Genomic DNA, 26,173 nt, shown 5'->3' with positions numbered 1-26,173 from the left:
TCCAGTCAACAGGACCGTCACCGCCCGCACCCTCCCAGGGAGCCGGGACACCCTCCATTGACACAACGCGCAATTCCTCCATGACGGTGGGTACGGCCATGCAGCGGTGCGGTCCGGAATACTGGGTCGTGAGCCCGAACGCCGCACCGGTAGCCTTGAGCACGTGATTGACCTTCGTCTGCTCCGTGAGGACCCTGACCGTGCGCGCGCCTCGCAGCGTGCCCGTGGAGAGGACGTCGCGCTCGTCGACTCCCTCCTGTCTGCCGACGAGCGGCGCAGGTCGTCCGGCGTCCGCTTCGACGAGCTGCGCGCCGAGCAGAAGGCGCTGGGCAAGCTCATCCCCAAGGCCTCCGGGGACGAGAAGGCCGAGCTGCTGAAGAAGGCGAGCCAGCTCGCCGCCGACGTCAAGACGGCCGACGCGGAACGCGACGCCGCCGACGCGGAGACCCAGGAACTGCTGCTCCGCCTCGGCAACCTCGTCCACCCCGACGTGCCCGTCGGCGGCGAGGAGGACTTCGTCACGCTGGAGACGCACGGCACGATCCGCGACTTCGCCGCCGAGGGCTTCGACCCCAAGGACCACCTGGAGCTGGGCCAGCTCCTCGGCGCGATCGACGTGGAGCGCGGCGCGAAGGTCTCCGGCTCGCGCTTCTACTTCCTCACCGGTGTCGGCGCCCTGCTGGAACTGGCCCTGGTGAACGCGGCGATCAGCCAGGCCACCGCGGCCGGCTTCACCCCGATGCTCACCCCGGCGCTGGTGCGCCCGCAGTCCATGGCGGGCACCGGATTCCTCGGCCAGGCCGCCCAGGACGTCTACCACCTCGACAAGGACGACCTCTACCTGGTCGGCACGTCCGAGGTGCCGCTGGCGGCCTACCACATGGACGAGATCATCGACGCCGAGCGGCTGCCGCTGCGCTACGCGGGCTTCTCGCCGTGCTTCCGCCGCGAGGCCGGCTCGCACGGCAAGGACACCCGCGGCATCTTCCGCGTGCACCAGTTCGACAAGGTCGAGATGTTCTCCTACGTCGCCCCGGAGGACTCGCAGGCCGAGCACCAGCGGCTGCTGGAGTGGGAGAAGCAGTGGCTGACGTCGCTGGAGCTGCCGTTCCGCGTGATCGACGTCGCCTCGGCCGACCTGGGCGCCTCCGCCGCACGCAAGTTCGACTGTGAGGCGTGGATCCCGACCCAGGGCAAGTACCGCGAGCTGACCTCGACCTCGGACTGCACCGAGTTCCAGTCGCGGCGCCTGTCGATCCGCGTCCGCGACGGCAAGCAGGTCAAGCCGCTCGCCACCCTCAACGGCACCCTGTGCGCCGTGCCGCGCACCATCGTCGCCATCCTGGAGAACCACCAGCAGGCCGACGGTTCCGTGCGCGTGCCCGAGGTGCTGCGTCCCTACCTCGGCGGCCGGGAGGTCCTGGAGCCGCTGGCCAAGTGACCGCCGCCGTCTCCCAGGGCGTCGGCGAGACCTCCGGCGCCCTGCCCTACCGGCTGATCGCGACCGACCTGGACGGGACGCTGCTGCGCTCGGACGACTCGGTCTCGCCGCGCACCCGTGAGGCACTGGCAGCGGCTGCGGCGGCCGGTGCCGCGCACATCGTCGTCACCGGCCGCGCGGTCCCCTGGACGCGGCACATCCTCGACGACCTCGGCTACAGCGGCCTCGCGGTCTGCGGTCAGGGTGCCCAGGTCTACGACGCAGGGGAGCGGCGCCTGCTGACCTCGGTGACCCTGGACCGGCAGCTGGCCAAAGTCGCCCTGGCCAAGATCGAGGCCGAGGTCGGCCCGCTGTACCTCGCGGCGAGCCGGGACGGCCTGGACGGCGAGGTGCTGGTGGGGCCCGGTTACGCCCTGACGGGCTCCCTGCCCGGCACGCCGCTCACGGACGCCTCGGACCTGTGGAGCGCCCCGCTCAACAAGATCTACATCCAGCACCCGGCCCTGTCCGACGACGAACTGGCCGAGGCCGCCCTGCGGATCGCGGGCGGTTTCGTCTCGGTCACCATGGCCGGTCAGGGCATAGTGGAGCTTCTCCCGCTCGGCCTGTCCAAGGCGACGGGACTGTCCCTGGCCGCGCGGCGACTGGGTCTGAAGGCGGCGGACACGCTCGCCTTCGGTGACATGCCCAACGACATCCCGATGTTCGCCTGGGCCGCCCGCGGCGTGGCCATGGCCAATGCCCATGCCGACCTGAAGGCGGTCGCGGACGAGGTCACCGCCTCCCACGACGAGGACGGCATCGCGGTCGTGGTGGAGCGGATGCTGGGCTGAGACCCGGCCTCACGGCCCGGGCCGTGAGCCGGTGTCTGCGGAGGGTGCACGGATCGGACGTGCGCGGGGGCGACCCCGCCCACGGCTCAGCGAGCCGGTGCCTCGCCACCCGGCCAGTCCTCCGGGTGGGCGGCCCACGCGACGGCGGGTCGCGTGCTCGAAACGGCCGCCCCGGGCGGCTCCCCGTGCGGGGCGGGCCCTACGGGGCGAGTCGTCACGCCGGAGTCCGCCGCAAGCCGCCCTGACGGGAGCCGGGCGTCCTGCCGTGCACGGGCATCGCCCCGCTCCTCTCCCAGAACCCGGCGCCGGTTCCCCCGGCGCTGCGGACAGCACCACTGTGCCGTCGCGACGACCACGCCGCCCCCGAACTGGCCCCGGCCCCGGCCATGCCCACCACTCCGGCCACGTCGGCCGCTCCGGCCAGCACCGACCGGTCGCACCGGGAGTCGGCCGATGCAGGCGGTACAGGCCAGTCCAGGCCGTGCCGACCGGGGCGGTCGGTGGTGCGTGCAGGCCGGCGCGGTCCGTACAGGCCGTACCCGCCGGCGCGGACCGTACAGGCCGTACAGGCCGGTGCGGTTCGTGGGCGGCCCAGGCCGGTGCGGTCCGTGCAGGTCATTCAGGCCGTAGACGCAAGGGCAGGCCGTGCGGCGGCCGGTGCGGCCGTGCGGGCCGGTGCCGCAGGCTGACCCGGCCTGTCAGCGGCGTCGCCACCTGCGGCGGCGCACCTTGCTGAAGAACCACCCCGCCGGCGGCTCGTCGGAGCGCCACGGCTGCGGTTCGGGAGCCTGGCCGCGCCAGCGGGCGGCGAGCATCCGGGCCCGGGCCGAGGGCTCGGTGGCCTCGGCGGCCCGTACGAAGTCGGTGTCGAGGACGACGTCGTCCCACCCGTCCCCGCTCGTGCGCCGGTCCTCGCCCCGGGGAGTCTCGCCGGTCATCTGCGTCCTCCTGGTCTTCCGTCCGCTGTGCCCAGTGTGTGCGTACGGCGGTGAAGCCTCCGTCAAGGACGAGCGGGCCCGCCGGACCGCGGGGCCCGCCCGTGTCTCACTCCTCGCCGGCGAGGGTCAGGGACCGCAGTTTCTGCCCGGCGTACCAGGTGGCCAGCACGGTCACCAGGACCAGCAGGACCGTCGCCGTCGTCAGGCCCACCTCGGAGGTCACCAGGTCTCCGCCGGCGACCTTGTGCGCGACCGCCAGGGCCCACTGCTGGATGCTCAGCGTGCGCGCACCGGGCACCAGGGAGCCGAACAGCGCCTCCCAGACGAGCGCGTACACCAGGCCGAAGACCACAGCGTGCCGGGAGACCGTGCCCAGCAGGAGGAACAGGGCGGCGTAGGCGATGGAGGCGACCAGGGCGGCCACGGTGTAGGCCACCGCGATCTGCTGGCCGTTGCCGTTGAGGATCAGTCCGGCGATCAGTGTCGGGACCGCCGAGAACACCATGGTCACGGCGATCGCCACGATCAGCTTGGTGAAGATGATGACCGGCCGCTTCAGCGGTTTGGACAGCAGGTACACCACCGAGCCGTCGTCGATCTCCGGACCGATCGCACCTGTCCCGGCGATGACGCCGATGATCGGCACCATGGTGGCGAGTGCGAAGCCGCCGAGGACGTTGACCGCGGTCTGGTCGTCGGCGCCGGTGAGGGCGCGCACGACGACCGCGATGACGATCAGCAGCAGGGGCAGCGCCCCGAGGATGAGGGCCCGGCGGCGGCCGAGCAGGGCTCGGTAGGTGAGCCGGGCGACTGTGGGGTCGTACATTTCGGCCTCCTACGCCGCGACCAGATACGAGAAGACGGACTCGAGGGACTCGTCGGACGGCGAGACCGTGTGCAGCCGGATGCCGTGGTCCCGGGCCACCCGCGGCAGCAGGGTGGTGAAGCGTCCGAAGTCGACGGCCTGGATGCGCAGCGCTCCTTCGGCGAGGTCCACCTCGATGCCGGAGGTCGACGGGTCCGCGATCAGTGCCGCCGCGAGGGCGCGGTCGTCACTGGAGCGCACCAGGTAGCGGTGCGGGCGGTCGGTCATCAGGCGGCGGATCTTGCGGAAGTCACCGCTGGCCGCGTGCCGCCCGGCGACGATGACCTCGATGTGCCAGGCGAGCTGCTCGACCTCCTCCAGGATGTGGGAGGAGAAGAGCACCGTGCGGCCCTCGTCGCCCATGCGCCGCAGCAGGTCCATCAGCTGCATGCGCTGGCGCGGGTCCATGCCGTTGAACGGCTCGTCCAGCAGGAGCAGCGAGGGGTCGTGCACCAGGGCGCTGGCCATCTTCACGCGCTGCCGCATGCCCTTGGAGTACGTGGAGATCTTGCGGTCCTGCGCGTACTCCATCTCGACCGTGGCCAGCGCCTTCTGTGCCGCCTTGGCGCCCAGGCCGTGCAGTTCGGCGTTGGCGACGACGAAGTCGCGGCCGGTGAGGAAGTCGTACATCGCCTCGCGCTCGGGGACGACGCCGATGTGCCGGTAGATCTCCTCGTTGCGCCACACGGGCCGGCCGTCCAGGGTGACGGTGCCGGTGGAGGGGGCGAGGAATCCGCCCATCATGTTGATCAGCGTGGACTTGCCGGCACCGTTGGGGCCGAGCAGGCCGGTGACGCCGGGGCCGATCGTCATGGTGATGTCGTTGACGGCGACCACGTTGCCGAACCAGCGGGAGACGTGGTCGATGCTGAGCGTGGTCACAGTCCCACCTTCTTGTAGCGGCGCAGCAGGAGGCCGTAGGCGCCGGCGATGAGGCCGAGGACGACCAGGACGTAGACGACGCCCTGACCGCTGCCGGGGCCGACGGCGCCGGGGGCGGCGGAGGTCGCGCCCAGGAAGGCCGTCTGGATGCCGTCGATGAGGGTGACCGGAGAGAACAGGCCGATCCAGGGGATGGCGCTCGTGCTGTTCTGGGCGTCGGCGATGGCCTCCAGCGTGGAGACCGCGCCGTAGGAGATGACCAGGACGGCGATCACGGCGGCGATGCCGAAGCCCCGGCGCGGGGTGATGGCGGCGATGACCAGGCCGATGCCTGCGAAGAGCAGTGAGAGCAGGGCCACGGAGACGAGTCCTTCGGCGAATCCCTTGGTCTGGTCGGCGAAGTCGAGTTTGGCCAGCAGCGCGCCCACGTAGAGGACGAGCAGCGGTGCGGCGGTCAGGATGAACAGCGCCGAGGCCAGCGCCGCGTACTTGGCGCGGACGTAGTCGGCGGTCTCGATGGGCCGTGAGAAGTACAGCGGCACGGTCTTGAAGCGCAGGTCGCGGGAGACGGACTGCGGTGCCTGGGAGGCGACGTACAGGCTGATGACGCCCTGCATGATGATGGCGTAGCGCGTGTAGTCGACGGGCAGGTCCTTGGCCTTGGTGGCGACCGCGACGGCGACCATGATGGCCGCGGGCACGCACATCACCACGAACAGCAGCATCGGCAGCACTTTGGACTTCACCGAGCGGCCGAGGCCGTAGGAGCCGCGCAGGGACTGCGAGTACAGCGAGCGGCGGGCGTAGGCGCGGCCGAGGCGGGGGCCGTCGTAGTTGCGGTAGCCGATGTTGTGGATGCGGGTCTGGTCGCCCGCGGGCGGTGCCGGATTCCGCAGGGGCTGCTCAAGCGACATGGTCGGCCGCCTCCTTCCGCTGTCCCTCGCGCTGTTCGTCGTCGTCCCGGAAGACCTCCGAGATGTGGTGCCGGCGCTGCTCCATGCGGACCAGGCCGAGGCCGAGGTCGGCGATCACGTCCCGCACCAGGTCGTAGGTCTCCTCGCCCTGGGCGGTGAGCAGCAGGACGTGTCCCGCGCCCGGCAGCCCGGTGCCGTCCTCGGTCTGCACCCCGCGCGCGTGGAGCGCCTCACGGACCGCGCGGGTGCCGTCCGGGTGTTCGTCGCTGTCGGTGACCTCGACGGCGAGGGTGGTCGTGGTCTGGGTGAAGTCGGTGGTGGAGCTGGAGCGCAGGAGCTTGCCGCCGTCGATCACGACGACGTGGTCGCAGGTGCGTTCCAGCTCGCCCAGCAGGTGGGAGGTGACCAGGACCGAGATGCCGAAGTCGGTGTGGATGCGGCGGATGAGGCCGAGCATGTCGTCGCGGCCGACCGGGTCGAGGCCGTTGGTCGGCTCGTCGAGGAAGACCAGCTGCGGGTCGTGCACCAGGGCCTGGGCGAGCTTGACGCGCTGCTTCATGCCGGTCGAGTAGCCGCCGATGGGGCGGTAGCGCTCCTCGTAGAGGCCGACGTGGCGCAGGGTGTCGGCCGTGCGCTCGCGGGCGGCGGTGGGCGGCAGGCCGGACATGCGGGCCATGTGGACGACGAACTCGGTGGCCGAGACGTCCGGTGGCAGGCAGTCGTGTTCCGGCATGTAGCCGACACGCTCGCGGATCGCGGCGCCCTCGTGGGCGACGTCGAGACCGAGCACCTTGGCACGGCCCTCCGTGGCGGGGGACAGACCCAGCAGGATCTTGATCAGTGTGGACTTGCCGGCTCCGTTGGCGCCGACGAGTCCGGTCACACCGGGTCCGACGTCCACGGAGAGCCGGTCAAGCGCGGTCACCCGGGGGAACCGCTTGCTCAGGCTTTCGGTCGCGATCACAGTCACGTCTTCGACGATAGTGACGCCCGCCACGCGAGTCGTCAGACCCCAGAGCCGTCTTGCAGTCCCTCTTGAGTATTACGGGGCCCTAGGGGGCGCACCCCTGGGGTAGCCCATGTTCCGGGACAACCCGGCCCTACCAGGCCGCACCTCACTCTATTGACGTTCCGTCTAACAACTGCCACAGTCGCCGGAGTCACGTGACGGGCACCCGGTCCCCGGCGAGGGCGAGCGCGGGGAGTGTGCCGCCTGGCGGAGGGAAGGTGATGCGCGTGTCGCCGCTGAAGGGTGCGCGGGAGCGCCGGGTACGGACCGGCGAGGTCGAGCTGTGCGTGGCCGAACTGGGGGATCCGCGCAGGCCGACGGTGGTCCTGGTGCACGGTTACCCGGACAGCAAGGAGGTCTGGTCCGAGGTGGCCGAACGCCTCGCCGGACGCTTCGGGTTCCACGTCGTGCTGTACGACGTCCGCGGCCACGGCCGCTCCACGGCGCCCCGGCCGTTGCGCGGCGGGTTCACCCTGGAGAAGCTCACCGACGACTTCCTGGCGGTCGCCGACGCGGTCAGTCCGGACGCACCGGTGCACCTGGTGGGGCACGACTGGGGCTCGGTGCAGGCCTGGGAGTTCATCACCGTCCGGCGCACCGAGGGCCGGATCGCCTCCTTCACCTCCCTGTCCGGCCCCTCCCTCGACCACTTCGGCCACTGGATCAACTCCCGCCTGGCCCGCCCCACCCCGCGCCGGGTGGGCCAGCTCCTCGGCCAGGGCGCCCGTTCCTGGTACGTCTACCTGCTGCACACGCCCGTCCTGCCCGAACTCGCCTGGCGCGGCCCCCTCGGCAGACGCTGGCCGAAGATCCTGCAGCGCGTGGAGAAGGTTCCCGCCGGCGACTACCCGACCGCCTCGCTGCCGCAGGACGCGGCGCACGGCGCGTGGCTGTACCGCGACAACGTACGGGCGCGCCTGCGCAGGCCGCGGACGGACGCCCGGGCCCACGTCCCCGTGCAGCTCATCACCCCGGTGAACGACGCCTTCCTCTCCGAACGGCTGTACGACGATCTGGAGCAGTGGGTCCCGCGTCTGGTGCGCCGGACCCTTCCGGCACAGCACTGGGTCCCCCGCACCCGGCCCGACCGGCTGGCCGACTGGATCGCCGACTTCGTGACCGGCGCCGGGGCCGGGCGGCCCTCGCCCGCCGCCACCGGACCGTACGCCGACCGGTTCGCCGGCCAGCTGGTCCTGGTCACCGGCGCGGGCAGCGGCATCGGACGGGCCACCGCGCTCGCCTTCGCCGCGACCGGGGCTCGCGTGGTGGCCGTGGACCGGGACGCCGGGGCCGCGGCGCGCACGGCCGAACTCGCCCGGCCGCTGGGTGCGCGGGAGGCCTGGGCGGAGACCGCCGACGTCAGTGACGAGCGGGCGATGGAGAAGCTGGCCGAGCGGGTCGCCGCCGAGTACGGCGTGGTGGACGTACTGGTGAACAACGCGGGCATCGGCCTGTCCGGCGCGTTCTTCGACCACACCACGGAGGACTGGCGCAAGGTCCTCGACGTCAACCTGTGGGGCGTGATCCACGGCTGCCGGCTCTTCGGGAAGCAGATGGCCGAGCGCGGCCAGGGCGGACACATCGTCAACACCGCGTCGGCGGCGGCCTACCAGCCCTCCCGGGCGCTGCCCGCCTACAGCACCTCCAAGGCAGCGGTGCTGATGCTCAGCGAGTGCCTGCGGGCGGAGCTGGCCGGGCAGGGGATCGGGGTCACGGCGGTCTGTCCCGGCTTCGTCGACACCGACATCACGTCCACGGCGCGCTTCGCGGGGGCCGACGCGGCCGAGGAGAAGCGCCGCCAGAAGCGCGCGGCCCGCCTGTACGGGCTGCGCGGCTATCCCCCGGAGAAGGTCGCCGACGCGATCCTGCGCGCGGTCGTCCGGGACGCCGCGGTGGTACCGGTGACCCCGGAGGCCCGGCTGCTCCACGCGATGTCCCGCTTCGCCCCGCGGGCGCTGCGCAGGCTGGCCCGGGTGCGCCCCCGCTGGTGAGAGCCGCCCGCCACGGCCGTCCCGGACGGAAACGGCGGCCGTCCCGGCCGACGTGGCGACTGTCCCGGGCGGAAGCCGCCACGGCACCTTCGGTTGTCCACAGATTTCTGCCTGATCCTGTGGATAACTTCACATCGCTGTGGATCAAACCTCCCCGGCGAAAAAGTTCTGCGTGAGGCTCGTCTCTCCCGGCAGGCTGGTGGCATGGACGAAAGACGCACCGTGAAGGTGTCGAAGTACCTCTCCAGACACCTGCGCCACCAGCCCGGAAGGATCGAGCTCACGCTCGACGAGGCCGGCTGGACCGGGATCGACGCCCTGCTCGCGGCGGCGAGCGCGCACCGCTTCCGGATCACCCGCGAGGAACTCGACCATGTGGTCGCCACCAACGACAAGCGGCGCTTCGAGATCCGCGGCGACCGCATCCGGGCGAGCCAGGGCCACAGTGTCGACGTCGACCTCGGGCTGCCGCCGGCCACCCCGCCGCCGTACCTCTGGCACGGGACGGTGGCCCGCAGCCTCGGGGCGATCCGCGCCGAGGGCCTGCGGCCCATGAACCGGCACGACGTGCACCTCTCGGCCGACCGGGAGACCGCGACCCGGGTGGGGGCCCGCCGCGGCCGGCCGGTCGTGCTCTCGGTGGACGCCGGCGCCATGCACCGCGACGGGCACGTGTTCCGGGTCAGCGCCAACGGTGTGTGGCTGACGCAAGCCGTACCGCCCCGGTACCTGCGCTTCGCTTCCGGCCGCTGACCGGTCCGGCATGATCGACGGCATGCGTCACCGTCTCGCCACGACCGAAGCCGCCGTCGCCGCCTGCCGCGCCCTCGCCTCCGCCTACGCGCGTGAGATCGAGGTGACCGATGACATCGGCGCCGACCAGACCTCGCGGCGCACCGCAGCGGGCGTCGGTGTCACCACCGACCCGGACGGTTCACTCCCGCACGAAGCCTTCGTCGAGTTCGGTGGTCTGCCCCGCACGACCGTACGGCTCTACCCGGAGGAGGACGCCCTGATCACCGTGGAGGGCGTGGAGTTCCACGACCTGCCCCGCGACGACGTCCCCGCCTTCCTCCGTGCGCTCTGGGACGGCACGGCGTTCGTCAGGGCGCGGCGCTTCCCGCCCGGCTACCGCCTGGTCGTTCCCCTGCCCGGCGACCGTACGTACAAGGAGCCGGTCCCGGTGATCGGCCTCACCGCGTGGCTGAACAGCCGCATGCGGTGACCGTTTCACGTGAAACGGCCGGGCCCGCTTAGGCTCGGGCTCATGAGTCTGCGTCTGAGCACCGTCATCCTTCCGCACCGCCGCTGGCACGAGGGCGGCAGTTCGGCGTGGACCCGTGCCGAGCAGCTCGGCTTCCACACCGGTTACACCTACGACCACCTGTCCTGGCGCACCTTCCGGGACGGCCCGTGGTTCGGTGCTCTTCCCACGCTGACCGCCGCCGCGACCGTGACCGAACGCATGCGTCTGGGCACCCTGGTGACCTCGCCGAACTTCCGGCACCCCGTCACTCTGGCCAAGGAACTGATCTCGCTCGACGACGTCTCCGGCGGCCGGCTCACGCTGGGCGTCGGCGCGGGCGGCACCGGCTTCGACGCCACCGCGCTCGGTCAGGAGCCCTGGACACCGCGGGAGCGCGCCGACCGGCTGGCCGAGTTCGTACCGCTGCTGGACCGCCTGCTGACCGAGGACTCGGTGTCGTACGAGGGGGAGTTCTACTCGGCGCACGAGGCACGGAACATCCCCGGGTGTGTGCAAAGGCCTCGGCTGCCGTTCGCCGTGGCGGCCACCGGTCCGCGCGGCCTGCGGCTCGCGGCGCGCTACGGGCAGGCCTGGGTGACCACCGGCGCCCCCGAACTGTTCGAGAACGGCACGCCGGAACAGTCCGTCCAGGCCCTGCGCGGCCAGGTCGAGAAGCTCGGTGCCGCGTGCGAGGCGATCGGCCGGGACGTCCGCACGCTCGACAAGATCCTGCTCACCGGGTTCACGCCCGACCGCGGACAGCCCCTGGAGTCCGTCGGCGCCTTCGTCGACTTCGCGGGCCGTCACCGGGACCTGGGCTTCACCGAGATCGTGATCCACTGGCCGATCGCCGGCTCGGACTTCGCGGCGGACGAGAAGGTGTTCGAACGGATCGCCATGGAAGCCCCCGCCCAGCTGGCGTGACGGAGGCGACGTCTCAGATGTGCGCAGTCCCGCACGGGCGTGCGGGCATATGCGGGACAATGAGCCGGTGACCTCAGCGACGCGACAGCCCGAGCCCCCGGCCTCTTCCCAGCTCACGACCTCGCTCGCCCAGAAAGGCGCGCCCGCCGTCCCGCCGCGGCTGATCGCCACCGATCTTGACGGAACGTTGCTGCACGACGACAAGTCGGTCTCCGCGCGCACGGTCGCCGCCCTCGCCGCCGCCGAGGAGGCAGGCATCGAGGTCTTCTTCGTCACCGGCCGGCCCGCCCGCTGGATGGACGTCGTCAGTGACCACGTGCACGGTCACGGCCTCGCGATCTGCGGCAACGGAGCGGCCGTCGTCGACCTGCACGGCGGGCCCGGCGCCCACCGGTTCGTGAAGGTGCGCGACCTCGCCCTGGAGAACGCTCTGGACACCGTACGGCTGCTGCGCGAGGCGGCGCCCGGGACGGCGTACGCGATCGAGCAGACGTACGGGTTCCACCAGGAGCCGGACTATCCGAAGCTGCTCATGGAGGCACCGGACACGCTGGCGCCCGTGGAGGACCTCCTGGCCCCAGGAGGCGCGGCCGCCGGACAGCCGATCCTCAAGATCCTCGCCGCCCACCCCACGATGGATGCCGACGGCTTCCTCACCGTGGCCCGCCTCGCCGTCGAGGAACGCGCCACCATCACCCGCTCCAGCCCCAGCGCCCTGCTGGAGATCAGCGGCCCGGGCGTCTCCAAGGCCAGCACGCTCGCGCTGTGCTGCGCCGAACGCGGCATCTCGCACGAGGAGGTCGTCGCCTTCGGCGACATGCCCAACGACATCGAGATGCTCACCTGGGCCGGCCAGTCCTACGCCATGGGCAACGCGCACCCGGACGCCGTCGCCGCGGCGACCGGCCGGACAGCGGCCAACAACGAGGACGGCGTGGCGCTCGTGATCGAACGGATCCTCGAGCAGCGGCGGTGACGGCGGCGCACGCCTGACCCGCCGGGGCAGCGCGGTTCCGCAGTGACGCCGTGTCGACGGGCACCGGGCTGTCCGCGGCGCGGACCGGAACGGCCCGGAACTCGGCGTGTCCCAGCGGCCTTGCCTGCCCCGAGGTGCCTGACGCGCCCCACGTGCCCTGACCGGCTCGGACAGCCCAGGCCCGTTCGTGCGGGAGCATGCCGGGCTCGCGTGCCCGGCACCGCACCCTGGTCCGGATCAGGCCTGATCACGCCCAAAGCCCCTAGCGCGCCCCCACCAGCAGCTCGGCCGCCGTCTCCCGCTCGGCCATCCGCCGCAGCGGGCCCGGCAGCGCGGCCAGCTCCGTGTACGGGCCGCGCTGGACCACCCGGCCCCCGTCCAGCACGATCACCTCGTCCACCGCCTCCAGCCCGGCCAGACGGTGCGTGATGAGCAGCGTCGTACGGCCCTCGGTGGCCCTCAGCAGATCGGCGGTGAGCGCGTCGGCGGTCGGCAGGTCGAGATGCTCGGCCGGCTCGTCGAGGACGAGGACCGGGAAGTCGGCGAGCAGCGCACGGGCCAGGGCCAGCCGCTGCCGCTGACCCCCGGACAGCCGCGCACCGTGCTCCCCGACGAGTGTGTCGAGGCCGTCGGGCAGGCTGTCGGCCCAGTCCAGCAGCCGGGCGCGCCCGAGCGCGTCCCGCAGCTCCGGCTCGCTCGCGTCCTTCTTCGCGAGCAGGAGGTTCTCCCGCACCGAACTGTCGAAAAGGTGCGCGTCCTGGGCGCACAGCCCCACCCACCGCCGTACGGTGTCGCCGTCCAGGGCGCAGGCGTCGGTCCCGCCGATGCTGTAGACCCCCGCTCGCGGGTCGAGGAACCGCAGCAGGACCTGCGCGAGCGTCGACTTGCCGGCCCCGGACGGTCCGACGACGGCGACCCTGCGCCCCTCCTCCAGGGTGAGGTCCAGCCCGGCGAGCGCGTCCCTGTCCTGCCCCGGGTGGCGGGCCGTGAGGCCCTGGACGGTGATCGGGAAGGGGGTCGGGGGCGTGGGCCGCGGCGCCTCCGGCTCGCGCACGGGCTCGGGCGCGTCCAGGATCTCGTACACGCGCTCGGCGCTGCGCCGCACGCGCTGCCGGTACTGCGCGGCGAGCGGCATGCCGAGGACCGCCTCGAAGGCGGCCAGCGGGGTGAGGACGACGACGGCCATGGCCACCCCGCTCAGCCGTCCGCCGGCCACGGCCTGGGCGCCGACGAGCGCGGCGGCCGCCACGGTCAGCCCCGAGACGAGCGCGGTGAGCCCGTCACCGAGCGCGGTGGCGGTGGCGGCACGCGAGGCGATCCGGGTCAGTACGGTGTCGGCGCGCCGGGTCTCGGCGCTGCGCGCCGGCAGCGCACCGGCGACCGTCAGTTCGGCGGTCCCCGTGAGCAGGTCGGTCACCCGTGTGGCCAGGGCGCCGCGTGCGGGGGCGAGCCGCTGCTCGGCCCGGCGTGCCACGGCAGCGGTGACCAGCGGGACACCCGCCCCGGCCAGCAGCAGCCCCGCGGCGAGGACCGCCCCGGCCTCGGGCAGCAGCCAGGCCGTGAAGGCCACGGACGCGACGGAGACGGTCACGGCGGCACCGGCGGGCAGCAGCCAGCGCAGCCAGTAGTCCTGCAGGGCGTCCACGTCCATGACGAGCCGTGTCAGCAGGTCGCCCCGGCGTGTCCGGCGCAGCCCGGCGGGCGCGAGCCGCTCCAGCCTCCGGTAGACGGCGACCCGGGTGTCGGCGAGCATCCGCAGCACCGCGTCGTGCGACACCAGCCGCTCGGCGTAGCGGAAGACGGCCCGGCCGATGCCGAAGGCGCGGGTCGCTGTGACGGCCACCATCAGGTAGAGCACGGGCGGGTGCTGGGAGGCGCGCGAGATGAGCCATCCCGAGGTGGCCATCAGACCGACGGCGCTGCCGAGCGCGAGGCTGCCCAGCAGCAGTGCGAGGGCGAGACGGGAGCATCGGCGGCCCGCCGTCGCGCGGACCCGTGCGAGGACCGCGCCCGCTGCCGGCGCGGGGGCGGGGGCGGGAGCGTCCAGGGGTTCCAGGACTTCGGCCGGCCGCGTGCCCGTTTCTGCGGGCCGGCCGGTGCCGGTCGCCCCCGCCGTGCTCGTCCGTTCCCGCGCCTCGGTGCCCTCCAGCCGCACCACCCGGTCCGCGACGTCGAGCAGTGCGGGACGGTGCACCACGAGCAGCACGGTGCGTCCGGCGGACAGCCGGCGCACCGCCTCCACGATCTCGGCCTCGGTCGCCCCGTCCAGAGCCGCGGTCGGCTCGTCGAGCAGCAGGACGGGGCGGTCGGCGAGGAAGGCCCGGGCGAGCGCGAGCCGCTGCCGCTGTCCCGCCGACAGGCCCGCGCCGTCCTCGCCGAGCACGGTCCGCACCCCGTCGGGCAGCGCGTCGACGAAGCCGAGCGCTCCGGCGTCGGCCAGCGCCGCGCGGACCGCCGTGTCGTCCGCGCCGGGCCGGGCGAGACGGACGTTCTCGGCGATCGTCCCGGCGTAGAGGTGGGGCCGCTGCGGCACCCAGGCGATGCGTGACCGCCACTGCTCCGGATCGATGTCGAGGAGGTCGGTTCCTCCGACACGTACGCGGCCCGTGGTGGGGTGCAGGAAGCCGAGCAGGACGTTCAGCAGCGTGGACTTGCCGGCGCCGCTAGGACCGACGAGGGCCACGGTCTCCCCCGGCCGCACGGCGAACGTCACGTCGGTCACGGCGTCCGCCGAGCGACCCGGGTAGCGGACGCTCACGCCCTCGAAGGCGAGGGCCCCGGCGGGAACGGCCGCCGTACCGGACTGCGGAACCGGTGTCTGCAGCACATCGAAGATCTCCTCGGCCGCCGCCAGCCCCTCGGCCGCCGCGTGGTACTGCGCGCCCACCTGGCGCAGCGGCAGGTAGGCCTCGGGCGCGAGCACGAGGATGACCAGGCCGGTGTAGAGGTCCATGCTGCCGCTGACCAGCCGCATGCCGATCGTCACGGCCACCAGGGCCACCGAGAGCGTGGACAGCAGCTCCAGCGCGAAGGAGGACAGGAACGCGATCCGCAGCGTGCGCAGGGTCGCCCGCCGGTACTCGTCCGTGATCCGCCTGATCGACTCCGCCTGGGCCTTGGCGCGGCCGAACACCTTCAGGGTCGGCAGGCCGGCCACGACGTCGAGGAAGTGTCCCGAGAGGCGGGACAGCAGCCGCCACTGGCGGTCCATGCGGGACTGGGTGGCCCAGCCGATCAGCATCATGAAGACGGGGATGAGGGGCAGCGTCCCGACGATGATGGCCGCCGAGACCCAGTCCTCCGTGACGATCCTGGCCAGCACCGCCACCGGGACGACGACCGCGAGGCCGAGCTGCGGCAGACAGCGCGAGAAGTAGTCGTCCAGGGCGTCGATGCCGCGCGTGGCCAGCGCGACCAGCGAGCCGGTCCGCTGCTCGCCGAGCCAGCCGGGGCCCAGCGCCGACGCGCGGGCGAGCAGCCGCCCGCGCAGCTCGGACTTCACCGCGGCGCTCGCCCGGTGCGCTGCCAGTTCGGTGAGCCAGGAGACCAGCGCCCGGCCGCCGGCGACGGCGACCAACAGGAGGAGCGGTGTGCGCAGTTCACTGACCGGCATCCGGTGCTGGAAGGCGCCGACCACCACCTCGGCGATGAGCATGGCCTGTGCGACGACGAGTCCGGCGCCCAGGGCCCCGAGGCCGACGACGGCCGCCAGGAAGAGCCGGGTGGCCCGGGCGTAGCGAAGAAGACGCGGATCGATCGGTTTCACGTGAAACATGCCCTTCGGTCCCGAGGGGTGTGTTCCACGTGAAACACACCCCTCACCGGACTCAGTGCGCGGCTTCGGCGAGGTGCTGGGTGCCGATCCGCTTGCGGAAGACCCAGTACGTCCATCCCTGGTAGAGCAGGACGATCGGTGTGGCGATCCCCGCACACCACGTCATGATCTTCAGGGTGTAGGGACTGGAGGAGGCGTTGGTGACCGTCAGGCTCCAGTCCCCGTTCAGCGTGGACGGCATGACGTTCGGGAACAGCGACAGGAACAGCATCGCCACGGCGGCCACGACAGTGACGCCGGACAGGGCGAAGGACCATCCCTCACGTCCGGCCTGGTTGGCCACCAGCGCGGCGACCAGCGCGACGACCGCGACGACCAGGGCCACCAGGCTCCGGGCGTTCCCGGTGTCGGCCTGCGTCCAGAGCAGGAAGGCGAGAGCCGCGACGGCCGTCACCAGGCCCACGCGCAGGGCCGTCCGGCGGGCCCGCTCCCGGATCTCACCGACGGTCTTCAGCGCCGTGAACACCGCGCCGTGGAAGGTGAACAGCGTCAGGGTGACCAGGCCGCCGAGCAGCGCGTACGGGTTGAGCAGGTCACCCAGGCTGCCGGCGTACTCGAGATTCCGGTCGATCTTGACGCCGTGCACGATGTTGCCGAAGGCCACGCCCCACAGGAAGGCGGGGATCAGCGAGCACCAGAAGATCGCGTGCTCCCAGTTGCGCTGCCAGTTCTCCTCCGGCCGCTTGGCCCGGTACTCGAAGGCGACACCGCGCACGATGAGGCAGACGAGGATCACGAGCAGGGGCAGGTAGAAGCCGGAGAACAGCGTCGCGTACCACTCGGGGAAGGCGGCGAACGTCGCGCCGCCCGCGGAGAGCAGCCAGACCTCGTTGCCGTCCCAGACGGGGCCGATCGTGTTGATCAGCACCCGCCTCTCGGGCCGGTCGCGGGCGAGCAGCTTGGTGAGGACCCCGACCCCGAAGTCGAACCCCTCCAGGAAGAAGTAGCCGGTCCACAGGACGGCGATCAGGACGAACCAGACGTCGTGGAGTTCCATGACTGTGCCTTCCTCGGCCTAGTAGGAGAAGGCCATCGGCTTGTCGGCGTCACGGTGGTCGCCGCCGATCTTCGTGGGCGGGTTGAGGTCGGCCTCCGTCAGCTCGGGCGGCCCCGCCTTGACGTACTTGGCGAGCAGCTTGACCTCGACGACGGCGAGGATGGCGTACAGCGTCGTGAAGACGGCCATGGAGGTGATGACCTCGCCCTGGGAGACACCGGGGGAGACCGCGTGCCGGGTCTGCAGCACGCCGTAGACGGCCCACGGCTGACGGCCCATCTCGGTGAAGATCCAGCCCCAGGAGTTGGCGATCAGGGGGAAGGCCAGGGTCCAGACGGCGATGCGCCAGTACCACGTGGTCAGCTGCGGGCTGAGCGCCTTGTTCCGGAACAGGACCAGATGCGGTACCTCGTCGTCGCCGACCCGCAGATGCTGCGGCAGCATGAACTTCTTGCGGGTCAGCCAGAGTCCGGCCAGGCCGATGGCGAAGGAGGCCATGCCGAACCCGATCATCCACCGGAAGCCCCAGAAGGTGACCGGGATGTTGGGCCGGTAGTCGCCGGGCCCGAACTTCTGCTGCTCGGCCTTGTTGACGTCGTTGATGCCGGGGACGTAGGAGCTGAAGCTGTCGTCGGCGAGGAAGGACAGCAGGCCGGGTATCTCGATGGCGACCGAGTTGTGGCCCTTCTCGACGTTGCCGTAGGCGAAGATCGAGAACGGGGCGGGCTTCTGGCCGTCCCACAGGGCCTCGGCGGCGGCCATCTTCATCGGCTGCTGCTTGAACATGACCTTGCCGAGGGTGTCGCCGCTGATCGCGGTGAGCAGACCGGCGATGACCACGGTGATCAGCCCGAGCCGCAGGGACGTCTTCATCGCGCCCACGTGCTTCTTGCGGGCGAGGTGGTAGGCGGCGATGCCGACCATGAAGGCGCCTCCGGTGAGGAAGGCGGCGGAGAGCGTGTGGAAGGCCTGGGTGAGCGCGGTGTTCTGGGTCAGGACGGCCCAGAAGTCGGTGAGTTCGGCGCGTCCCTTGGCCTTGTTGATCCGGTAGCCGACGGGGTGCTGCATCCACGAGTTGGCCGCGAGGATGAAGTACGCCGACAGGATCGTGCCGAGCGAGACCATCCAGATGCAGGCCAGGTGGATCTTCTTGGGCAGCTTGTCCCAGCCGAAGATCCACAGGCCGATGAAGGTGGACTCGAAGAAGAACGCGATCAGCGCCTCGAAGGCGAGCGGGGCACCGAAGATGTCACCGACGAAGCGGGAGTAGTCCGACCAGTTCATGCCGAACTGGAACTCCTGCACGATGCCGGTGACCACACCCATGGCGATGTTGATCAGGAAGAGCTTGCCCCAGAACTTGGTCGCTCTGAGGTACTTCTCCTTCTCCGTCCGCACCCAGGCCGTCTGCAGCCCGGCCGTCAGGGCGGCCAGGGAGATCGTCAGGGGAACGAACAGGAAGTGGTAGACGGTCGTGATGCCGAACTGCCAGCGCGCCAGTGTCTCCGGCGCCAAAGCCAGGTTCACGTCGTCACTCTCCTTACGTCGCCGGTCTTGCGGGCGGCGGTTTGCCCTGTTATGCCCTACGCAACACGGCAGCAATCGGACGCGCTTGTGAACGCGTTCACATTCACAAGCAATTATGACGTACCGATTTTCCGTTCCGCACCGGGGGTCCCCCCTTCGCCTCCGCGTCAGCCCCTTGGCAACCACTTCAACAACTTGTTGAATTGCCGGTCATGCAGATACGGATCTCCTGGCCCGCCGGCCAGCTCACCGCCCGCCTCGACGACACCCCCACCGCCCAGGCGCTCGCCGAGGAACTGCCGCTCGTCTCCACCGCCCGCACCTGGGGCGAGGAGGTCTACTTCGACACCGGCGTCCGTGTTCCACGGGAAACCGACGCCCTGCAGGTCGTCGAACCCGGCACGGTCGCCTTCTGGACCGACGGGGACGCGCTGGCCCTCCCCTACGGGCCCACGCCCATCTCGCACGGCGACGAATGCCGTCTCGCAGGCCCGTGCAACGTCCTCGGCCGGATCGACGGCGACCCCCGCCGCCTGTCGACGGTCCGCGACGGCGACCCCGTGCGCGTGGAGCCGGTGGACGGCTGAGGGCCCGCCCGGCGGATCGACCGCGGGAGACCCGCGCCGCCGGACAGGCCCTGCAGGACCGGACGGAGTGCACACCCCTCCACGGAGGTGCCGGTCACGACACCTCGCGATTGTGTGCTCGTGCCGTGGCTGAGCGCTCGCGCCGTCGCGGGAGGCCCGCGCCGTGGCGACGGGTTCACGCCGCGGCGGGTGCTCACCCCTCCTTGTGGAAGGCCTCCGCCGTCTTGAGGAAGATGTCGTTCGCCTCGCTCTCCGCGACGGTCACCCTCACTCCCTCACCCGGGAACGGCCGCACGACCACGCCCGCCCGCTCACAGGACTCGGCGAAGGCGACGGTGCGCTCCCCCAGCCGCAGCCACACGAAGTTGGCCTGCGTCTCGGGGACGGTCCAGCCCTGGGCGCGCAGCGCGTCGACCACGCGCGTGCGCTCGCACACCAGCGAGCCGACCCGGCCCAGCAGCTCGTCCTCGGCGCGCAGGGAGGCGATCGCCGCCTCCTGTGCCAGCTGGCTCACGCCGAAGGGCACCGCGGTCTTGCGCAGCGCCGCCGCGACCGGCTCGTGGGCGATGGCGAAACCCACTCGCAGCCCGGCGAGACCGTAGGCCTTGGAGAAGGTGCGCAGCACGCAGACGTTGGGCCGCTCGCGGTACAGGACCGCGCCGTCGGGCACCTCGGGGTCGCGGATGAACTCGCGGTAGGCCTCGTCCAGCACCACCAGCACATCGCTGGGCACCCGGTCCAGGAACCGCTCCAGCTCGGGCCTGCGCACCACCGTGCCGGTCGGGTTGTTCGGATTGCAGACGAAGATCAGGCGGGTGCGGTCGGTGATCGCGTCCGCCATCGCGTCCAGGTCGTGCACATCGCCCGGCGTGAGCGGCACCTTCACCGAGGTCGCCCCGCTGATCTGGGTGATGATCGGGTACGCCTCGAAGGACCGCCAGGCGTACATGACCTCGTCGCCGGGCCCGCTGGTGGACTGGATCAGCTGCTGGGCGACCCCGACCGAGCCGGTGCCGGTGGCCACGTGGGAGGCAGGCACCCCGAACCGCTCGGCCAGCTCGTTGATCAGGTCGGTGCAGGCCATGTCCGGGTACCGGTTGAAGGAGGAGGCGGCCGCCGTCACCGTCTCCATGACGCCCGGCAGGGGCGGGTACGGGTTCTCGTTGGAGGACAGCTTGTACGCCACCGGGCCGGCGGCCGCGGCGGGCTTGCCGGGCTTGTAGGTGGGGATGCCTTCCAGCTCGGCGCGCAGCTTCGGGTTCGTCTCGCTCACCGCTGTCCTCCTCGTGACCACCGCCGACTCAATACTCCATACCTTATGAGGATTGGGCGTCCCTGCGAATGGGTCGGAGGCCACCACTCCTGTCCGGCTTCCCAGGCGCCGTCCACCGCGCATCGAGGGCATCCATGTACGAATATGTACGAACGAGGGGCGCGTCTCACATATATCTACGCGCCGGTGGCTTGCGCCGTGGCGCGCATCGCTCGTGCAGGTGAGTTGAGACCTCTTCGAGACCTCGAAGGCTCGACAGGCTCACGGGTGCCGTCGCATCACGTCCTTGGCCGAAACCGATTAACTAGCTTGCTTTCTTAGGTAGTTGACCCCACCTCGCCATGCAGAAACGTGCCTGCCAAGACGTGCATATGCGTCCGCACTACCCCACCGCATGAGCCCTACTATCGGCTCGCCATGACAGCAGCAGGGAAGCACCAGGTGAGCCGCGCGGAAACCTCTCGTCGAGGCAGTCGGCCGGGCCGGGCGGGCATCAGAGACGTGGCCGCCGCCGCCGGAGTCTCCATCACAACCGTCTCCGACGCCCTCAACGGCAAGGGCCGGCTCCCGGACGCCACCCGCCGCCACGTCCGTGAGGTCGCCGACCGGCTGGGGTACCGCCCCTCGGCCGCAGCACGCACACTCCGTACCGGCAAGTCGGGCCTCATCGGCCTGACCGTGACGACGTACGGGGATGAACCTTTCACCTTCACCGAGTTCGCGTACTTCGCGGAGATGGCGCGGGCCGCCACCTCGGCCGCGCTCGCCCGCGGCTACGCGCTCGTCATCCTCCCGGCGACCTCGCGCCACGACGTGTGGTCGAACGTCGCCCTGGACGGCACCGTCGTCATCGACCCCTCCGACCAGGACCCGGTCGTCAGCGAGCTGGTCCGGCAGGGGTTACCGGTGGTCAGCGACGGCCGCCCGGCCGGCACCCTCCCGGTCACCGCCTGGGTCGACAACGACCACGAGGCCGCCGTCCTGGACATCCTCGACCACCTCGCCGAGGCTGGCGCCCGCCGCATCGGCCTGCTCACCGGCACCACGACCGACACGTACACCCATCTGTCGACCACCGCCTACCTGCGCTGGTGCGAGCGCGTCGGACAGGACCCCGTCTACGAGGCCTACCCCGCCCACGACCCGTGTGCGGGCGCCGTCGCCGCCGACCGGCTGCTGGCGCGCCCCGACCGGCCCGACGCCGTCTACGGCCTGTTCGACCCGAACGGCACGGACCTGCTCGCCGCCGCCCGCCGCTACGGCCTGCGGGTCCCCGACGACCTGCTGCTGGTGTGCTGCAGCGAGTCCACGGTCTACGCCAACACCGAGCCGCCGATCACCACGCTCTCCCTCAAACCGCGCCGCATCGGCACCGCCGTGGTCCAGCTCCTCATCGACGCCATCGAGGGCGTCGAGTCGGACCAGCCGGTCCAGCAGGTCATACCGACCGAACTGATCGTGCGCACCTCCTCGCAGCGGCGCCCGCCGCGCACGACCGTCAGCCCGCCCAGATCGCCGGAGGAGCAGTAAGGACAGCCCGCCGCGGGATCACCGAAGAGGGCCCAATCGGGGCGAAAGCCGCGGTGAACCTGAGTCCTGCTCCGATTCACCACCCCTGGGTCATCACACGGCGCGATCCGCATTCCTATGATGGGCGCACGACACCGCGGGCCGCTGCGACCAGGCAGTCCGATGCGGTGCAGATGCGGCGCGATGGTGGAGGGGTCGATGACTCAGGGGGCCGGTCAGGGACCCGAGGCGGAACGGACGGCGACACTGCGCGACTTCCGGGTGCCCGCGTACATGAACGAGACCGGTCCGTACGCCCCCAGCGCGCCCCCCGCCGACACGGCGCCGCCCCTGGAAGAGGGCCCCTTGGCGCCCGAGGAGGGCTACCCGGACGCGTACACGCCCACCCAGCGCGACCTGCCCGTCATCCAGCGCGGGGACACGGCCCGGGCGGCGGTGGAACCCGCTCCGCTGCCGGCCGCACAGCCACCGGCCGGTCCCGGCCCGCTGTATGTCGTCGGCGACGTGCACGGCTATCTCGACCAGCTGGTCGCCGCCCTCCAGGAGCAGGGCCTCGTCGACTCCGCGGGCCAGTGGTGCGCGGGCACCGCGCGGCTGTGGTTCCTCGGCGACTTCACCGACCGCGGCCCGGACGGCATCGGCGTCATCGACCTGGTGATGCGGCTGTCCGCCGAGGCTGCGGCGGCCGGCGGCTACTGCAAGGCCCTCATGGGCAACCACGAACTCCTCCTGCTCGGCGCCAAGCGGTTCGGCGACACACCCGTCAACTCCGGTGCGGGCACCGCCACCTTCCAGGCGGCCTGGCTGCTCAACGGCGGCCAGAAGTCCGACATGGACCGCCTCCAGGACCACCACCTGCAGTGGATGGCCCGCCTCGACGCGGTCGAGGAGGTCGACGGGTACCTGCTCGTGCACTCCGACACCACCTCCTACCTCGACTACGGCGACTCGATCGAAGCGGTCAACGACACCGTCCGCGAGACCCTCACCCGCAACGACGCGGACGAGTGCTGGGACCTGTTCCGCAAGTTCACCAAGCGCTTCTCCTTCCGCGACGAGGGCGGCGCCGACGCCGTGCGCTCACTGCTCGACACGTACGGCGGCACCCGCATCGTGCACGGCCACAGCCCCATTCCCTACCTGCTGGGCGAAGTCGGCTCCGAGGACGGCGAGGAGAGCACGGGCCCGCTCGTGGAGGGACCGCACGTCTACGCCGACGGCCTCGCCATCGCGATGGACGGCGGCGTCACCATGGCCGGAAAGCTGCTGGTCCAGCAACTGCCGCTCGACATCTGACCGTTCGGCGCCCGGTCCCCGGGGCGGGTCCGGAGCACAGCTCGGCGCGCAATTTGTGGAAACCCCCTGTCACCGCGCGCCGTGACGGCTCTACCATCGGCTTATCCGTAGCAGGCTCCCCTCCGTTTCTGCCCGACGGCTCGCCGTCATGCGAGCCCCAAGCCCTACGGAGCATCGGGGGATGCACATGAACAGCGTTCCGCAGCACCTGCTGAGCGAGGACCGCCAGGCGTACGAGCGGATCCTCGATGAGGCGCTGCGCTCCGCCCCGCACCGCCTGGAACCGACCGCCGTCGGACAGCGGCTCACCACCGGCCAACTGCGCAGCATGGCCCTCAACGCCACCGCCCTGATCACCGCCGCCGCGGCGAGCGAGTACCAGCACTACGTGAAGGTCCGTGAGGAACTGCGCCGGCCGGCACCCTCCGTCGCGACGTCCGTCCGCGAGACCGGCACCGCGGAACCCGGCGGGGCCACGGCCGGACTCGCGGCCGCCGTCGGAGAGGCCGTCGAGACCAGCGGAGCCGGCGCCGCCGCCGTGGTCGCGGTCCTCGCCCCCGTCCTCGCGGGAATCGCCGCCGCCCTCTTCCTCCTCGTCGGATACGTCCTGAAGATGCTCGACCCGGTGCCGGCGTTCGCCCAGAGCCTGGTCACCGTGGGCTGGGTCTTCGGCGCCGTGACCGCGGCCGCCATCCTCGCGGCCGGGGTGGCACTGCTGCTCACCGCGCTGCGCAACCGCCCGTCACCGGGCACCGCGCCGTACGGGGAGGCCGACGAGGAACTCGCCCGCGCACGCGACGCCTGGCAGGACGCCCTGCTCGAACGCGGCATCCTGCCCTTCCTCCGCGACGCCCTCGCGGCCTCCGGATCCGCCACCCCGCACCGGACGGACCCGTCGTCGCCGAGCGGCCGCATGCCGCAGCTCGGCTACGACCGCCCCGGCTTCAGCAGCCCGGGCGACGGGGTCACGGGCTCCCGCCCGAGCTTCTCCAGCCCCGACTTCAGCAGCCCGGACTTCGGAGGACCGGAACACCGACCGGAGTGACCGCCCGGCCGGTGCGGGCTCACGGGCTCCCCGCCGGGCGCACACAGCGGCACATCCGGTGGGGCTGCCCGCCCGCGCCGCGAGCGGTCAGCGGCCCCGCAGACCCGAGCCACGCCCCGCCGGACTCCCCACGCACCCCCCGCACTCCGGGCCGCCGGGCGGGAATCAGGTGGCCGGAAACCCACCCCACGCCCCGCCCCGCCCGGCAGCCGCCGGTTCTACTCGGCGAGCGGCAGATACACCCGGTTGCCCGCCGCGGCGAACTCCTTGGACTTCTGCGCCATGCCCTCCTCGATCTCGGTCCGGCTGGTGCCGTGCTCCCGGCGGATGTCCTGCGAGATCTTCATCGAGCAGAACTTCGGGCCGCACATCGAGCAGAAGTGGGCCGTCTTCGCGGGCTCGGCCGGCAGGGTCTCGTCGTGGAACTCCCGTGCCGTGTCCGGGTCGAGGGCCAGGTTGAACTGGTCCTCCCACCGGAACTCGAAGCGGGCGTCGGAGAGGGCGTCGTCCCACTCCTGGGCACCCGGGTGCCCCTTGGCGAGGTCGGCCGCGTGCGCGGCGATCTTGTAGGTGATGACACCGGTCTTGACGTCGTCCCGGTTCGGCAGGCCCAGGTGCTCCTTGGGCGTGACGTAGCAGAGCATCGCCGTGCCCCACCAGGCGATCATGGCGGCGCCGATCCCGGAGGTGATGTGGTCGTACGCCGGAGCGACGTCCGTCGTCAGCGGTCCGAGCGTATAGAACGGAGCTTCATCGCAGATCTCCTGCTGAAGGTCGATGTTCTCCTTGATCTTGTGCATCGGGACGTGCCCCGGGCCCTCGATCATGGTCTGTACGTTGAAACGCTTGGCGATCGTGTTGAGTTCCCCGAGCGTCCGCAACTCCGCGAACTGGGCCTCGTCGTTGGCGTCCGCGATCGAGCCCGGCCGGAGCCCGTCGCCTAGGGAGTACGTGACGTCGTAGGCGGCGAGGATCTCGCAGAGTTCCTCGAAGTTCTCGTAGAGGAACGACTCCTTGTGGTGCGCGAGGCACCAGGCCGCCATGATCGAGCCGCCGCGCGAGACGATGCCGGTCTTGCGGTTCGCGGTCAGCGGCACGTACGCGAGGCGTACGCCGGCGTGGACCGTCATGTAGTCCACGCCCTGCTCGGCCTGCTCGACGACGGTGTCCTTGTAGATCTCCCAGGTCAGCTCCTCGGCCCTGCCGTCGACCTTCTCCAGGGCCTGGTAGAGCGGCACCGTCCCGATGGGGACGGGGGAGTTGCGCAGCACCCATTCACGGGTGGTGTGGATGTTGCGGCCGGTGGAGAGGTCCATGACGGTGTCGGCGCCCCAGCGGGTCGCCCACGTCATCTTCTCGACCTCCTCCTCGATCGAGGAGGTCACCGCGGAGTTGCCGATGTTCGCGTTGACCTTCACCAGGAAGCGCTTGCCGATGATCATCGGCTCGATCTCCGGGTGGTTGACGTTGGCCGGGAGCACCGCGCGGCCCGCCGCGATCTCCTCGCGGACGACCTCGGGAGAGACGTTCTCCCGGATCGCCACGTACTCCATCTCGGGTGTGATCTCCCCGCGGCGCGCATAGGCGAGCTGCGTCACGGCCTGCCCGTCGCGGCCCCGCCGCGGCTGGCGTGGCCGGCCCGGGAACACCGCGTCGAGGTTGCGCAGGCCCCCGCGCGGCGAGGTGTGCTTGATCCCGTCGTCCTCGGGGCGGACCGGGCGGCCCGCGTACTCCTCGGTGTCGCCGCGGGCGACGATCCAGTTCTCCCGCAGCGGTGCAAGTCCGCGGCGGACATCGGTGTCGACGAGCGGATCGGTGTACGGGCCGGAAGTGTCGTACAACGTGACCGACTGCCCGTTGGTGAGGTGCACCTGACGGACAGGCACCCGCAGATCGGGGCGTGAGCCCTCGACATACGCCTTGTGCCAGCCGATGGACTTCCCGGCCTCCTCACGGGAAGCGGTCTGCTCCCCGTCACTGGACAACTGCTCGGAGGCAGGCGTGCGTACGTCCTTGTTGGTCATGAGACCTACTCCCTACGCCGGCATTACCCGGTAACAGGTT

Annotated in this window: 21 protein-coding genes; 11 read left to right on the top strand and 10 right to left on the bottom strand. The window is 71.5% G+C overall.

The window, feature by feature from the left end; translation table 11 throughout:
* Nucleotides 1-163: 163 nt before the first annotated feature.
* Both serS and AC6I72_RS16210 read left to right on the top strand, forming a co-directional pair.
* Nucleotides 164-1,441 carry a serine--tRNA ligase gene (gene serS / locus AC6I72_RS16215; RefSeq protein WP_366727717.1) on the top strand — a complete coding sequence of 426 codons (1,278 nt, stop codon included), beginning with the start codon at nt 164-166 and terminating at the stop codon, nt 1,439-1,441.
* On the top strand, nt 1,438-2,274 hold the full coding sequence (locus tag AC6I72_RS16210; RefSeq protein ID WP_498001548.1) for an HAD family hydrolase: 837 nt from the start codon (nt 1,438-1,440) through the stop codon (nt 2,272-2,274). Before serS ends, AC6I72_RS16210 begins: the two co-directional genes overlap by 4 nt.
* Before the next feature lie 698 nt (nt 2,275-2,972).
* Here the strand turns inward: AC6I72_RS16210 and AC6I72_RS16205 are convergent.
* The 5 genes from AC6I72_RS16205 to AC6I72_RS16185 form a co-directional block, all read right to left on the bottom strand.
* Complete coding sequence (locus tag AC6I72_RS16205; RefSeq protein WP_498001547.1) at nt 2,973-3,212, bottom strand: SGM_3592 family protein; 240 nt, start codon at nt 3,210-3,212, stop codon at nt 2,973-2,975.
* Nucleotides 3,213-3,318: 106 nt separating this feature from the next.
* Nucleotides 3,319-4,038, bottom strand: coding sequence for an ABC transporter permease subunit (locus tag AC6I72_RS16200; protein ID WP_037856324.1), 720 nt, complete (start codon nt 4,036-4,038; stop codon nt 3,319-3,321).
* A 9-nt stretch (nt 4,039-4,047) separates the two neighbouring features.
* Nucleotides 4,048-4,959 (bottom strand): ABC transporter ATP-binding protein, encoded by a 912-nt coding sequence (locus AC6I72_RS16195; protein WP_366727721.1) that lies wholly within the window; start codon nt 4,957-4,959, stop codon nt 4,048-4,050.
* Entirely contained in the window at nt 4,956-5,873 is a 918-nt protein-coding gene (locus AC6I72_RS16190) for an ABC transporter permease (RefSeq protein WP_037856319.1), read from the bottom strand. The genes AC6I72_RS16195 and AC6I72_RS16190 overlap by 4 nt, the downstream gene beginning before the upstream one ends.
* Nucleotides 5,863-6,837, bottom strand: a complete 975-nt coding sequence (locus AC6I72_RS16185) for an ABC transporter ATP-binding protein (protein ID WP_498004709.1) — start codon at nt 6,835-6,837, stop codon at nt 5,863-5,865. Before AC6I72_RS16185 ends, AC6I72_RS16190 begins: the two co-directional genes overlap by 11 nt.
* 266 nt (nt 6,838-7,103) lie before the next feature.
* On the opposite strand from AC6I72_RS16185, the gene AC6I72_RS16180 reads away from it, so the two are divergent.
* The 5 genes from AC6I72_RS16180 to AC6I72_RS16160 all read left to right on the top strand — a co-directional run bounded on the left by AC6I72_RS16180 (nt 7,104) and on the right by AC6I72_RS16160 (nt 12,019).
* Nucleotides 7,104-8,873, top strand: a complete 1,770-nt coding sequence (locus AC6I72_RS16180; protein WP_498001546.1) for an SDR family oxidoreductase — start codon at nt 7,104-7,106, stop codon at nt 8,871-8,873.
* A gap of 204 nt (nt 8,874-9,077) precedes the next feature.
* A complete protein-coding gene (locus AC6I72_RS16175; protein WP_498001545.1) occupies nt 9,078-9,626 on the top strand; it encodes an RNA 2'-phosphotransferase in 549 nt (182 codons plus the stop codon).
* 10 nt (nt 9,627-9,636) lie between these two features.
* Nucleotides 9,637-10,098 (top strand): hypothetical protein, encoded by a 462-nt coding sequence (locus tag AC6I72_RS16170; RefSeq protein ID WP_498001544.1) that lies wholly within the window; start codon nt 9,637-9,639, stop codon nt 10,096-10,098.
* A 42-nt stretch (nt 10,099-10,140) separates the two neighbouring features.
* Nucleotides 10,141-11,043: an LLM class flavin-dependent oxidoreductase gene (locus AC6I72_RS16165; protein ID WP_498001543.1), complete on the top strand. Its 903-nt coding sequence runs from the start codon at nt 10,141-10,143 to the stop codon at nt 11,041-11,043.
* A gap of 49 nt (nt 11,044-11,092) precedes the next feature.
* Complete coding sequence (locus tag AC6I72_RS16160; protein ID WP_498001541.1) at nt 11,093-12,019, top strand: Cof-type HAD-IIB family hydrolase; 927 nt, start codon at nt 11,093-11,095, stop codon at nt 12,017-12,019.
* Nucleotides 12,020-12,281: 262 nt separating this feature from the next.
* Here the strand turns inward: AC6I72_RS16160 and cydD are convergent, their stop codons facing one another.
* The 3 genes from cydD to AC6I72_RS16145 form a co-directional block, all read right to left on the bottom strand.
* Entirely contained in the window at nt 12,282-15,785 is a 3,504-nt protein-coding gene (gene cydD, locus AC6I72_RS16155) for a thiol reductant ABC exporter subunit CydD (RefSeq protein ID WP_498001540.1), read from the bottom strand.
* A 61-nt stretch (nt 15,786-15,846) separates the two neighbouring features.
* Nucleotides 15,847-16,851: a cytochrome d ubiquinol oxidase subunit II gene (cydB, locus tag AC6I72_RS16150; protein WP_498001538.1), complete on the bottom strand. Its 1,005-nt coding sequence runs from the start codon at nt 16,849-16,851 to the stop codon at nt 15,847-15,849.
* Nucleotides 16,852-16,869: 18 nt separating this feature from the next.
* Entirely contained in the window at nt 16,870-18,378 is a 1,509-nt protein-coding gene (locus tag AC6I72_RS16145; RefSeq protein WP_498001537.1) for a cytochrome ubiquinol oxidase subunit I, read from the bottom strand.
* A gap of 212 nt (nt 18,379-18,590) precedes the next feature.
* Between AC6I72_RS16145 and AC6I72_RS16140 the strand changes: the two genes are divergently transcribed.
* Nucleotides 18,591-18,965, top strand: coding sequence for a cyclophilin-like fold protein (locus AC6I72_RS16140; protein WP_498001535.1), 375 nt, complete (start codon nt 18,591-18,593; stop codon nt 18,963-18,965).
* Between the two features lie 193 nt (nt 18,966-19,158).
* On the opposite strand, the gene hisC is transcribed toward AC6I72_RS16140, so the two are convergent.
* Nucleotides 19,159-20,238: a histidinol-phosphate transaminase gene (hisC, locus tag AC6I72_RS16135; protein ID WP_498001533.1), complete on the bottom strand. Its 1,080-nt coding sequence runs from the start codon at nt 20,236-20,238 to the stop codon at nt 19,159-19,161.
* A gap of 417 nt (nt 20,239-20,655) precedes the next feature.
* Here hisC and AC6I72_RS16130 point away from each other — a divergent pair, with 417 nt between their 5' ends.
* The 3 genes from AC6I72_RS16130 to AC6I72_RS16120 all read left to right on the top strand — a co-directional run bounded on the left by AC6I72_RS16130 (nt 20,656) and on the right by AC6I72_RS16120 (nt 24,109).
* Complete coding sequence (locus AC6I72_RS16130) at nt 20,656-21,768, top strand: LacI family DNA-binding transcriptional regulator (RefSeq protein WP_366727733.1); 1,113 nt, start codon at nt 20,656-20,658, stop codon at nt 21,766-21,768.
* A gap of 183 nt (nt 21,769-21,951) precedes the next feature.
* On the top strand, nt 21,952-23,064 hold the full coding sequence (locus AC6I72_RS16125; protein WP_498001531.1) for a metallophosphoesterase: 1,113 nt from the start codon (nt 21,952-21,954) through the stop codon (nt 23,062-23,064).
* A gap of 181 nt (nt 23,065-23,245) precedes the next feature.
* Nucleotides 23,246-24,109 (top strand): hypothetical protein, encoded by an 864-nt coding sequence (locus AC6I72_RS16120; RefSeq protein WP_498001529.1) that lies wholly within the window; start codon nt 23,246-23,248, stop codon nt 24,107-24,109.
* A gap of 218 nt (nt 24,110-24,327) precedes the next feature.
* Here AC6I72_RS16120 and thiC read toward each other — a convergent pair whose 3' ends face one another.
* Nucleotides 24,328-26,133 carry a phosphomethylpyrimidine synthase ThiC gene (gene thiC / locus AC6I72_RS16115; RefSeq protein ID WP_498001528.1) on the bottom strand — a complete coding sequence of 602 codons (1,806 nt, stop codon included), beginning with the start codon at nt 26,131-26,133 and terminating at the stop codon, nt 24,328-24,330.
* Nucleotides 26,134-26,173: the final 40 nt, after the last annotated feature.

The sequence above is a fragment of the Streptomyces sp. Xyl84 genome (assembly GCF_059731885.1).
This window is presented reverse-complemented; position numbering and strand designations above follow the sequence as displayed.